Annotated in this window: 12 protein-coding genes; 8 read left to right on the forward strand and 4 right to left on the reverse strand. The window is 44.1% G+C overall.

Annotation, left to right across the window (positions count from 1 at the left end):
• The first annotated feature begins 76 nt into the window (after positions 1 to 76).
• A complete protein-coding gene (locus A2517_RS00785) occupies positions 77 to 1,051 on the forward strand; it encodes a GGDEF domain-containing protein (protein WP_294893461.1) in 975 nt (324 codons plus the stop codon).
• Here A2517_RS00785 and A2517_RS00790 read toward each other — a convergent pair.
• Positions 1,048 to 2,679: a sigma 54-interacting transcriptional regulator gene (locus tag A2517_RS00790; RefSeq protein WP_294893462.1), complete on the reverse strand. Its 1,632-nt coding sequence runs from the start codon at positions 2,677 to 2,679 to the stop codon at positions 1,048 to 1,050. The two genes, A2517_RS00785 and A2517_RS00790, sit on opposite strands and share 4 nt — an antisense overlap.
• Positions 2,680 to 2,818: 139 nt before the next feature.
• Between A2517_RS00790 and A2517_RS00795 the strand changes: the two genes are divergently transcribed.
• The 6 genes from A2517_RS00795 (at position 2,819) to A2517_RS00820 (ending at position 9,112) form a co-directional block, all read left to right on the forward strand.
• Positions 2,819 to 3,367: a peroxiredoxin gene (locus A2517_RS00795; protein WP_294893463.1), complete on the forward strand. Its 549-nt coding sequence runs from the start codon at positions 2,819 to 2,821 to the stop codon at positions 3,365 to 3,367.
• A gap of 22 nt (positions 3,368 to 3,389) precedes the next feature.
• Positions 3,390 to 3,824 carry an ankyrin repeat domain-containing protein gene (locus tag A2517_RS00800; RefSeq protein ID WP_294893464.1) on the forward strand — a complete coding sequence of 145 codons (435 nt, stop codon included), beginning with the start codon at positions 3,390 to 3,392 and terminating at the stop codon, positions 3,822 to 3,824.
• A complete protein-coding gene (locus tag A2517_RS00805; protein ID WP_294893465.1) occupies positions 3,817 to 5,019 on the forward strand; it encodes a nitroreductase family protein in 1,203 nt (400 codons plus the stop codon). The genes A2517_RS00800 and A2517_RS00805 overlap by 8 nt, the downstream gene beginning before the upstream one ends.
• Positions 5,016 to 6,113 (forward strand): alanine dehydrogenase, encoded by a 1,098-nt coding sequence (ald, locus tag A2517_RS00810; protein WP_294893466.1) that lies wholly within the window; start codon positions 5,016 to 5,018, stop codon positions 6,111 to 6,113. Before A2517_RS00805 ends, ald begins: the two co-directional genes overlap by 4 nt.
• Entirely contained in the window at positions 6,110 to 6,427 is a 318-nt protein-coding gene (locus tag A2517_RS00815) for a hypothetical protein (protein ID WP_294893467.1), read from the forward strand. Before ald ends, A2517_RS00815 begins: the two co-directional genes overlap by 4 nt.
• Positions 6,428 to 6,550: 123 nt before the next feature.
• Positions 6,551 to 9,112, forward strand: a complete 2,562-nt coding sequence (locus A2517_RS00820) for a chemotaxis protein CheW (protein ID WP_294893468.1) — start codon at positions 6,551 to 6,553, stop codon at positions 9,110 to 9,112.
• A 9-nt stretch (positions 9,113 to 9,121) separates the two neighbouring features.
• On the opposite strand, the gene A2517_RS00825 is transcribed toward A2517_RS00820, so the two are convergent.
• From A2517_RS00825 to amrA, 3 genes are read right to left on the reverse strand one after another with little or no spacing between them, the layout of a single operon-like run.
• On the reverse strand, positions 9,122 to 10,141 hold the full coding sequence (locus A2517_RS00825) for a hypothetical protein (RefSeq protein WP_294893469.1): 1,020 nt from the start codon (positions 10,139 to 10,141) through the stop codon (positions 9,122 to 9,124).
• 57 nt (positions 10,142 to 10,198) lie between these two features.
• Positions 10,199 to 10,999, reverse strand: coding sequence for an AmmeMemoRadiSam system protein B (gene amrB / locus A2517_RS00830; RefSeq protein WP_294893470.1), 801 nt, complete (start codon positions 10,997 to 10,999; stop codon positions 10,199 to 10,201).
• Entirely contained in the window at positions 10,992 to 11,549 is a 558-nt protein-coding gene (gene amrA, locus A2517_RS00835; protein WP_294893471.1) for an AmmeMemoRadiSam system protein A, read from the reverse strand. The genes amrB and amrA overlap by 8 nt, the downstream gene beginning before the upstream one ends.
• A gap of 272 nt (positions 11,550 to 11,821) precedes the next feature.
• Here amrA and A2517_RS00840 point away from each other — a divergent pair.
• Positions 11,822 to 12,374 (forward strand): D-alanyl-D-alanine carboxypeptidase family protein (locus A2517_RS00840; protein ID WP_294893472.1); only part of this gene is annotated, 553 nt, incomplete at its 3' end.

Here is a 12,374-nt window from a genome sequence, read left to right on the forward strand (position 1 = left end):
CTATAATATTATTTTTAAACTTTAATTAGCTTAATTGTATTGATATTTTTTCATAGACAATGGCGCATGAGGACAAATGATTTCAGAAATATCGGCTGTAACCCATTCTACAGAGATTGGTCATCTATTTTCTGATCATCATCCTTGTGGTGTATTTGAGAGCGATGTTATAGTGCATAAAGTACTCGAATTTTTTGCTTCAACCAGCTCTGATGCTGTAATAATTACTGAAAATGGATTGCCGAGAGGGATACTGACACTAAAAGATATGGTGCGAGCACTTTATCATTGTGATAATTCAGGACTTCCTGTCAGAGAGTTTATGACGACTCCTGTGAATACTTTCGATGCTTCGAAAAAGATCTCGGAAGTACTGGATGAAATGCAAAATTGTTCCTATGATAAAATCGTCGCGGTCAAAGAAAATAAGGTTGTCGGTATTATCGATAAACGCCATCTTCTCTCTATGTGCTACACGCAATTAACCCCTATGATCAAACACGAATACAATATGGTCCACTCTTTGATGGGGATGGTCGGCGAGGGTGAGAGAGGGTTGTTGAAAATGGCAACGACCGACGTGTTGACGGGAATCGGCAACAGACGATTGTTCGAAGAGATTTTTCAAGCGCATCAAACACTCGGAAAGGGTTATGACGTTACTTTGTTTTTGCTTCTCTTTGATATTGATAATTTCAAAAGTATCAATGACACCTTCGGTCATAATGTCGGCGATTCAGTACTGAAAGAGTTAACCACACTCGTAGGTCGATCGATTCGGAAATCGGATATTTTTATTCGCTGGGGTGGGGAAGAGTTCGCCATATTGCTTCGCTACTCTGACCCGATTACGGTGATAAAAATTGCGGAACAAATTCGTCAGCGTATCGACAAAAATAGTTTTGAAACCATTGTTCATGTCACTTGCAGTTTTGGTTTGACATCTATTTTGCCTGATGAGACGCTAGATGAGGTATTTGAGCGGGCGGATAGGGCACTTTACCGAGCAAAAACGGATGGGAAAAACAGTGTACGGATGGAGATCCCTTAAACCTCAATACCGTATTGTTTGATTTTATATCCGATTTGGCGTGCACTCATCCCCAAAGCACGTGCTGCCTTGGTTTGAATACCGTGCGAGTCGATTAACGCTTGAACAATCGATTCACGTTCCAACTCTTGAAGTGTTTTTTTCGTCATCGGTCCGGATCCATATCCATCGTGCGGCATTGGATGCGGAGTTGTTGGCACTGCACTGATCGCCGCAGGGACAGGTTCGCTTTGCATATAGAGCTTTTGGTAGTTAAACGGTAAAACGTGGCTGAGCATTTCGGGTTGGATCTCACCGTCAGGACAGATGAGAACAATCCGCTCCATCGTATTTTGTAGCTCACGGATATTCCCCGGCCACGGATAATCAAGGAGGAGTTCCATCGCCCCTTTGGTGAAGTGCATATTTTTACGATGCTCTTTCATAAAACGGTGGAGATAGTGTTCTATCAGCAGTTTCACGTCTTCATACCGTTCACGCAGCGGTGGAAGGTTGATCGGAATAACATTAAGACGATAAAAAAGATCTTCTCGAAACTCACCCTTACGTACCATCTCTTCTAAGTTACGGTTGGTTGCGGCGACGAGGCGAACATTAGTTTTAATCGTCTTATTTCCTCCGACCCGTTCAAACTCCTGTTCTTGCAAAATTCGGAGTAGTTTGACTTGGAGGGAGGGGGTAATGTCTCCGATCTCATCGAGAAAGAGGGTTCCCCCATCAGCGAGTTCAAAACGCCCTTTTCGCATCTCTCTCGCATCGGTAAAGGCTCCCTTCTCGTGTCCGAAGAGTTCGCTTTCGAGTAACGTTTCACTGATAGCGGCACAGTTGAGTTTGATAAACGGACCGTTTTGTCGGCGGCTGAGGTTGTGTACCGCTGTAGCGATTAGCTCTTTACCGGTTCCTGTTTCACCGCGAATCAAAATAGTCGCATCGGTCGGCGCAACGGTGTTAATCATTCCGAATACCTGTTGCATTCGTGTAGAGCGTCCGACAATGTTTTCAAATTTGTAATCTTTTTGGAGCTCTTCTTTGTAGTAGGTCTTGAGCTCGGTTAGTGACTCTTTCTCTTTTGTAATGGTTTGTTGTGCTTTGAGTGCACCGACAAAAAGTGATCCGACGATAGTGAGCATCCGAACAATTTCATCAAAATTGAGGGGGCTGTTTTTACCGATATTGGCAGAGATCACCCCGATTACCTCATCATCTTGCAGTAGCGGTACGGCAACATACGATACCATCTGCGTCGAAATATTTCCCATTTTGTTGAGATAATTGATGTTATTATGAATATTTTCGATGACGATCGGTTCACGGCTTTTAGCCGCCAAACCTGTTGCCCCTTCCCCGAAGCGGTAGGTTGCCATCTTCTTTTGGTAGGGTTCAAGATCAATTGAACTTAGCAGCTCCAGTTCATCGGCATCTTCTTTCTTTCGAAAGAGAGCACACCGTTCCAAATATCCGTGCTGTTTCAATTTGCGCATCGCTTTTTCGACGCTATCCATGATCTCAGTGGTGCTGGTGAGCATCACCGCAATGTCATAGAGCAGATTGATCTCTTTGTACGCAAAAGTAAGGCTACAGGTATGACACTCTTCACGATTGGGGATGTTGGCTTCATAGGTCATCATTTTTTAATCTTTTGTATAAGTTGTCTAGCATTTTAATACAATTTTGTACAATGAACGTAGATTCAAGTGAATAAAAAATAGGCAGTTCTTAGAACTAATTTTGCACTTGAGAAGAGTAAATATCCCCATAGGAGAGAATATGCAGATTACAGTACATGGCACACCGGTCAGCTTGGAGGGAAAAGAGATGTCTATCTGGCGAGAAGCACCTGCCGCTCGTGTCACCAATCTGGACGGGAGTCAAAACGTTATCGGGATGATTGCACCTACCGCGCAACTCCTTATTGCTATTCCGTCGCTTAAAACGGAAGTGTGTTCATTGGGTGCTAAAAAGTTCAATGACCTCATCAAACAATTCAAAAAACTCAAAACGGTAATGGTAACAACCGATGATACTGAATTTGTAAATGATTTTGTCACACGAGAGGGGATAGACAGTGCGGAACTCGTGATCGACACGAATCGAGACTTTGCTAAAAAGTTTGGACTCCTCATCACTGAGGGAAAACTAAAAGACCGTCTTGCTCGCGCGGTATTCGTCATTGATCAAGAGGGGATGATCAGCTATGTAGAAGTGGTCCCTGAGATCACTGATGAAGTTGATTATGATAAATGTATTGAAGCGGTGGATAAAGCGGCTAACTTCAAGAAAAAAGGGCACGACCACGAAAATTGGATGGGTGTGTAAAAATTCTCCTAAGGGGTTTGTGATGGTCGAACAATATATTATATGGCTGCAAAGCCGCGGTTTTCATCCTGATGATCTTGAGTGCAGAGGATTGAACGGTAATACCCCATTGCTCCTTGCCGCATTGGAGGGTAACGCCATGATGGTTGCACGACTGATCGAAGCAGGGGCTAATCTTTATGCAATCAATAATGATTATAACGGTGTCCTTTTTAATGCCTGTTATGCCTCCTCACCCGAAGTAATCCGTTTACTCGTTGAAGCGGGAGCCGATATTAACGATACCAACGAAGAAGGAACTACGGCCCTTATGTACGCCGCATCGGCTTCGCGTGTGGAATGTGTGAAGATGCTCCTATCCTTGGGTGCGGATACAACGCTTCAAAACGAAGACGGCTTTAGTGCGATTGAGCTGACCAGTAATCGCGACGTATTTAACCAACTTCGCAGTGCGTGAACAAACCCTTTTAACCCGTGAATGGGTTCAAAATAAACAAACCTTTTTGGATTGGGATTCGCAGCCCGCCTCTTTTAAACACTATCCCCATTTTTGCTATCGTATAAAGCTCTCCGATTTCCCTTCACTGCAATGGCTAGAAGAGACACGTTGTGTTACCGATAAAGCAATTGTTGCCCAAAGAGCCTATTATCGTCTCAATGTCCCCTCGGCCGGAAATCTTCACCCGATTGAGATGTATGTACAGCTGCGCAATATGGAGGGGATTCTCAGCGGAATCTATCATCTTGATGCAGTGCATCACGAGTTGGTGATGATTGCAGAGATCGCAGGGGAGGGGATAGAACCCTATTTGGGATTGACGAGCCGTTTTGAGGGTGCATTGGTGATGATCTCCTTGGTTCCGTTTCGCTCATCATGGAAATATGCCCTAAGAGCGTGGAGATACCTCTATCTCGATTTGGGTCATCAGATCGGTGCGCTCGGTCTCTCAGCAGAACATTTTGGAGTCAAATTGACAAAAGTCTCTCCGACTCAGCCCTTAAATACGATTATGGGGATGAGTGAAGATGAGGTGATTGCGGCAGTGTATGGGATCGGCGAACTATCAACACGGAGTGTGAGAGCGCTCAAAAAATCTCTAATGCGAGTTTACCCTACCGATTACAGTGAAAGCAATGAGATATTGGGAAGGGAACTCGCAGAGAACCCACCCTATACCGCTCTTCCTGTGATGGAAAAATATGAGGATTTTTTAAAACTTAATGCGACACGTCGAAGCGGACGCGAATTTGATGCAACGAGGATGAGTGATGAGGTGATGAAGATACTGCTTAATCGTACTTCTCCCTCGGGATTAGAAATCATCTCTCTTGTCTTGCAAGCACAGTGTATGCAATTGGGTGTGTATCGAAGCGGAGTCTGTATTGAGAAGGGGGAATTCATCTCTGAATGTGTCCGATTACTTTTGGATCAAAGATTTATTTCAGGGGCGAATATGGTACTATTTATCCATGCGGAGGATTTTTGCGCCTCATCACATATAGAAGCAGGGATAATTGCGCAGGAACTTTATATGGTGTGTGAAAGTCATAACGTTACGTGTAGCGGAATCGGAGCTTTTTACGATGAAGAGGGTTCACGCTGGTCAACTAATCCACTGATATACGCGGTGGCTATAGGGGGAAAAAGATGATTATCGGTATTCCAAAAGAGATTAAAACGGATGAATTTCGGGTTGGTATGACCCCATCGGGCGTTTTAGAACTAACAAAAGCAGGGCATACGGTACTGGTAGAGCAAGGAGCAGGTGAGGGGAGCGGCTTTGAGGATGGTCTTTATGCCGATGCCGGTGCACTCATTTCAGGGAGTGCCGATGATCTCTACGGCGAAGCGGATATGATTATAAAGGTGAAAGAACCGATAGAGAGTGAATACGATCGTCTTAAAGAGTCTCAAATACTTTTCACCTATCTTCATTTGGCTGCCGATAAGCGGCTCACCGAAGTGTTGTGTGCAAAGAAAATAACCGCTTTAGCCTACGAGACACTTCGTGTAGGGCGACGCCTCCCTTTGCTGGAGCCGATGAGCGAGATTGCCGGACGGATGGCGACACTGTTTGGTGCTATTCATTTGGGACGCTATAACGGCGGAAGCGGACGACTACTTGGCGGTGCGGTCGGGGTAGAGCGCAACCGTGTAGTGGTTCTCGGTGCAGGAGTAGCAGGTAAATCAGCAGCCGATGCTGCTGCCGGTTTGGGTGCTGAAGTGACGATGTTTGATATCAATACCGAGAGGCTCACCTATTTGCGGGATGTTATGCCTGCGAATGTGACTATGCTCACGTCGACACATGATTCAATATTAAATAGTATTAAAGAAGCGGATCTTATTATCGGGACGGTACTAGTAGCAGGCGCTAAAGCGCCGAAACTTATTACCCGAGATATGCTAGGAAGTATGAAAAAAGGGTCAGTGATTGTAGATGTCTCCATCGATCAAGGGGGGTGCTTTGAAACTTCTCATCCCACTACCCATTCAGAACCAACCTTTGACGTAGGGGGAATTGTCCATTATTGTGTGGCTAATATGCCGGGTATGTATCCTCGTACTTCGACCATTGCGCTGACGAATGCGACACTCCCCTATGTCCTTAAGATTGCTTCTACACCTCTGAATACCCTGTTAAAAGATGAAATGTATCTAAGTGCATTAAATACCTATGACGGATATGTCACCAATGAAGCGGTAGCTCTTGCTCACTCTATCTCTTTTGGAGCGTGTCAATGAATGAAATAGATAAAGCGAACGAAATATTAGCCATTTACCGTTTTTACAATATGGACGGTAAACTCTACCGCTACGAGGGGGATGATCGCCTCGATGAACTGTTTGACGCTGTCGTACACGCGATCAATGACTGCGGAATCCTTAAACCGCTTTTGCCGCGTGAAGAGTTTGTGGTTCCGTGTCGGGGGATCCTCAATCAAGAGAAAGCATGGCTTCAGCGGTTCGAACATCACGATACCAGAGCTTTTTTTCTCAGCGATATATACGATTTTTTGAAACTTTTTACGGGTCGGACACAACTGAGAGTAGGATGATTTTTAAAACTTATGAATATATAATAAAATTAAATATTATAGAATGTTAATTGCATTGCAAACTCCATAATCTATATTTTAGATACATTGGAGTGCGTTGTGGATCATCGATTATTGAAATACATGGAGTCAGTCCAAGAATATAAGAGAGCGCTTGACGTTTTGTCGGAAAAATGGAATCTACTGACAATGCTGGGGAAAATGAGCAATACGGGGATGGATATGGTCGATACCCGTGCCGCTTTCGAAGCGCTTACTGCAGAGCTGTTGGAAAAACTCGGTATGGAAATTCTGAAAAAGACAACTTCCGAGATGGAAGCCAAAGCACAGGTTGCGGTAGATATCGTCATCCGAAATCTTTTTGAACGTACGGCTGATATCGGTTTTTTGGCGACGGATGATGATATCCGCTCTTTTATTGTGCAGGTACAAGCGGGAACGACGGACGATGCATCGCGGCAGTTGCTTAGAGAACGGCGCATTGCATTGAAGAATCGCTTTAAAGAGTATGTAGCCAAATACAGTGTCTACAGCAACATTATATTGATGGATACGCGCGGCAATATCATTGCACAGTTGGATGAACATAATCCGATTACTTCCAGTTGCGATCCCCTTATCAAAGAAGCATTGAACACTTCAGCCGAGTATGTCGAGGTATTTCGTCAAACGGATTTGGTTCCGAGTGCGGATAAAGCGTTGGTTTACAGTTATCGAGTTAGACGCTCATCCAGCGAAGAATCAGAAAGTATAGGTGTATTAAGTCTTGTATTTCGGTTTGAAGACGAGATGGAAGGGATTTTTAAAAATCTCATCAGCGAAAATGATTGGATGGAGATCATGCTGCTCGATTCGGAGGGGTATGTCATCAGCTGCAGCGATACGACCCATATCCCTTTGGGTATAAAGATGGAAAAAATACTCGATAACGGCTACAAAATCATCCGTTTTGCCGGCCGTGAATATCTAGCAAGAACGTGTGCGACAAAAGGGTATCAAGGATTTTTCGGTCTGGGATGGTATGGACATGTAATGGTTCCGATCGATCACGCATTTGATAAGGCGCCTCATGCGTATAAAAGTATCTCAGAAGATATACTCGAAACGGTGCTGAGACACTCCCCGTTATTTTCGGGAGAGTTGAAAATGATTCCGCAGAAAGCGGATCAAATTCAAAATGAGCTTGATGTCACCGTGTGGAACGGCAATGTCCATATCGCCAATTCAAAAACGAATGAGAATTCCTTTTCCAAATCCCTTTTGAATGAGATATCCAATACGGGATTTCAGACGAAAAAAGTATTTGAAGACTCCATTAGCAATCTCAATCATACCGTCCTCTCCGCCTATCTTGACGATGCTCAGTTTAACGCCTCATTAGCGATCGATATTATGGATCGAAATCTGTATGAACGGGCGAATGATTGCCGCTGGTGGGCATTGACATCCGTATTTAAAGAAAAACTCTCTCAACCAGAGCTTCAGAGGGATGATCTGTTTGAGCTTGAAGAGATTCTCTCCTATATCAATAACCTTTACACCGTCTATACTAACCTCTTTTTATACGATCGCACCGGTACGATTGTTGCCGTGTCCAAAAGCAGTGAACACCGTTTTGTCGGAAGTAAGATTGAAGAGTCATGGGTACGTGAGACATTGAAAGTGACCGATGCACAGCGTTACAGTGTCAGTCATTTTACAAAAACCCCTTTGTACGATAATCGACCGACCTATATTTATGGTGCCGGAATTACCGATACGACGAACGAAGAGAGTGTCGGAGGGATAGGGGTTGTTTTTGACTCGCAGCCCCAATTTGAAGCGATGTTAGAAGATGCCCTTCCGCGTGATAAAAACGGTGAGATGATTGAGGGGAGTTTTGCTCTATTTTGTGACCGTGAGAGAAATATTATTTCATCGACGAGTTCTGAATACTCTCCGGGGGGACGACTGAATTTGGATGAGTGTTATTTTTCGCTTGAAAACGGAAACGGAAGTTCGGGTATCGTAGAACTGAATGGTGATTTTTACATTATGGGGCTCCATACTTCAAACGGGTATAGAGAGTATAAAAAGCATGATTTTTATCAAAATGATCTTATTGCCTTTATTTTTGTACAAATAGTCAAAGGTGAAGAGTTGCCAAAAATATGTACTATCGATAACGGCCATATCGTGTGCAGCTACCCAAAAGTACAAGGGATGGAAGAGACGGTCGATATCTCTACCTTCTACATCGGCAATAAATTTTTCGGTGTGGAGTCGTACAACATTGTCAATTCACTCAGTCATCAAAATGTCACACGCATTATAGGAAGCGATGCTATTTTTCTGGGTGTTGTAGGGAGCAAGGAGGGGGAGACGATCGGTGTTATCTCTTTGAACGAACTGCTCGATATTGAAAGTGCCTATGATCCGCAGAGAGACGGATTAATCGTCCTAAAATCTTTGCAGGAAAATGATACGAAATTTGCAATAGTGATCAGCCATATCAAAGACAGTCCTGAGATTCCACTTCGCAGTATTAAAAGCTATTCGGGTACGCTGGCCGGTGTATCACCGCTGACCAAAGCGGTTGTCATACCGGATGAGGGGACGAGTAAGGGGGAAATGCTCTCTATTCTCGATATTGACGCCATTTTTAGAACGCTCATCAAAAATCAGAACAAGCTCTCCTCTTTATAAGGGGTGAGTTTAAATCACAAAAGCCCCGTCTCTATAGATTACTTCATCCCCGAGCGAAAACGTATGGGTATCGGCAAACACATCGACGTGGTAAAGGCCGTCTCGACGTTTAAACCCCGGTTTGCCGTAGGTGCCGTGTTTCGCCCCTAGCGATATATGCACCCCGCACATGCGCTCATAGGTTCCCGTGTCGGCTACCGTACGTGTTTTGCTAAAGGCTCGGTTGAGTCCGAAACCGAGTTCCCGTATCCAAACGACTCCCCCCTCATCTCGTCGTATATTAGATAATATTAGATCAAAGGCGGGAGTTGAATTTTCACACGCGACGACTTGTCCCTCTTCGATGATAAGGGTGATAGGAGTTTCAGGGGTGTTGATTTTATATGTGACATCCCCGAAACAATAGATTTTTACCCGTCCGTGAACGGCTCTGAGATCTTGCGCTTCGGTAAACACTTCCCCTAGCGGGAACTGACCGCCCCAGTTAGGTAACCCCGTATAATCTCCGATATTGACTTTGGCAGACTCGAACGGTGAACCATAAACCAACAACTCTCCGCCGCTATCGAGTACCCCCATAGGAGCGTTGTCTATTTTAGACTGTAGGGCACGACCGAGAGGACGGTAATACTCTTTGTCATATTCCAGCGAGTCGATGAAATAGGATGCCTCATCGTCCGACATACGGCTAAGATGGGGATGTTCGATTACTTTTAATTTGAGTTTAAATAGCTCGACACGCAAGCGAAACGCATCGAGACGAAAGTTTGTCGATTGGATCAACACCACCAAATCAGAAGGATTCAGTGCCTCTAAGAGTGATCGAACTTCTTCGGGAGAGTGTGCATCAAAATCGATTAACCTTGCATGGGGGAGGGCGCGTTTGTACCCCTCCATCAAAAGTGTTGCAATCAGACACCGTGTGTCATACACCACGACGGCATTCTCTGCATCCGTGTGATGAAATGCCTCCCGTAAAAGAGTGCTTAAGTGTCGTTGCGTCTTTACAATCAATGCTTCGGTATCCATTCTTCCTCACGATCTATAATTGGTATTAATCTTATACGCGAATTATAGCTTACCCGCTTAAGAAAACACTACACTTGCATACCCTACAACTCTGGAAGTATCTCCGCTTGCATCGGCACTGGTGCGGTAATCGAGGATAGTGCTCTGCAAATCTCTCTTTTTGGCTACGTTTAACATCGCTTCTACCCCTATCATTCCGCACGCTTCACACCCTTGATGCAGCGCATGGGGATTTTCATCCCGTATCGCTTCCAAACAGATGGAATCGAGTTGTTTGGCCCTATCGAGCGAATAGTAATGGCTCAGATCGGTACTGATAACGACGGCGGTATCCCTCAGAGCTAAACAGTGCTCTATGATGGGTTCCAGCATCGAGGGTTCAGCATAGGCGTAGACAAGCTCTATAACTTTAGCCTGCGGGAAATAGTGTTTGATAAAAGGCATTTGCACTTCGGTACTGTGCTCGTGATGAGCCCCAACGATACAGGGGAGGGTGAATCGTTGCATCAAATCTTTTACCCGTTCAATATCTATCTCTAAATCTCCCAGAGGGGTTTCATAAAAGTGTGCATCGGAAATACTTACCCCTTCAAAGCCGATGCGGTGGGAGGGGCCGATGACGATAAACGTTTTTGGTGGGGAGGCACTCAAAACACGAAATGCGATATTGGCGGTGAAACCTGAATAGATCCATCCGGCGTGGGGGACTATAACGGCATTTCCCCATAGTGCAGAAAACTGTTGAAGTACATCAGGATGAGACTCAAGGATAGTGTTAAAACGCTCTATCATATCCTCAATCTCGCGCGTAGACGAGGGATAAAAACTCCCTGCAACACTCATTGTACGTTTAGTCATGGGATTGCTCCTCATATTTTTGAACCTGATAGGTATAAATTTCGGGATGATAGGAGAGGGGATCGTTACCGATTCCCGCTTTCATCCCCAAGTGGGAAAAAAAAGAGTCAAAATCACTCAATTCTTCCCACACTTGAGGTAAAAAAGTAGCCTGATACTTCCCTAGACGCAAGATGACACCATCAACATAGGGACGAATGATGCGCTCAAGATCGACTCTGTCACTGTACTCTACCGGCTCTGGATTGGTTAATAGGGATACCTCAATCGATAGGTGAGAAAATTCCTCCTTGGTTAGCGGGGGAAAACGGGGGTCTTGAAATGCTGCCGAGCGGGCATTCGATATTAAATCTTCCAAAAGACTTTGATGGGCAATAATCGATCCGATACACCCGCGTAACCGTTTATTGAGAGTCAAAGTTACGAAGCAAGCTCTTTTTTGAGTGAGTTCAGGATACTTGGATAGATAGAAATCTTTAGCGATAGTAATACCATCATACTGTTCTTGAATGGCATTTCTTGCGATTTGTATATAAACCGAACCGTTCATCTTTCACCTCCAGAGAGTTTTTTAGAGAAAAAATGGTGTTACGAATAATTCTACACCAATTTTTTATGAAGATTCTTTTAAAATCAGGTAAGATTGTACGATATAGAGATATAAGATTTGGTGAACAAAGAAAAACAATGGACAGAAGATCGTTTTTATCGCTAGCTGTTGTCTGCAGTAGCACTCTTGCTTTTGGTGCAAATCAAAAATTTGCTCCATCTACCGTTGTAACAAATAATAGTTCACTTATGGTTAGAAATTTATTGGATAAGTTGAATACAGTCCAAAATCATGTTGGGTATGTTCAGTTTAATACCATCAGTTTCGATGAAATGTTAAAAATGGCGGTTCATTGTAACAAACCATTGACTCCGTATGAAGTGGGATATATTGAAACCATTTTTTACGGTGACCCCCGTCGCTACGGATTTTATGGGGAGAGAACCGTACCAAGACTGACCGCCATAACTCCGAAAAAAGATCTTCTTTACATTAAACAATCGGGGCACTTTCTCTTGAGAGGTGCCGCAACTGAAAAATACACAACGATTAAAAAGTTGATAGGGGATGAACTGATATTGACATCCGGTGTTCGTGCTCCCGTTAAACAGCTCCATCTTTTTTTAAAAAAAATAGTGAGTGAAGGGGGAGATTTGCGTTTGGCATCCACCTCTATCGCCCCTCCCGGATTCACCTTTCACAGTGTCGGAGATTTTGATATCGGTAAAGTGGGTTATGGGTATGGAAATTTCAGTACAAAATTTCAAGAAACCGATGTCTTTAAAAAGCTGTATGATGGCGGCCATATTGCGATACGCTATACAA

The organism is Sulfuricurvum sp. RIFOXYD12_FULL_44_77 (genome assembly GCF_001830725.1).
Taxonomy (GTDB): domain Bacteria; phylum Campylobacterota; class Campylobacteria; order Campylobacterales; family Sulfurimonadaceae; genus Sulfuricurvum; species Sulfuricurvum kujiense_A.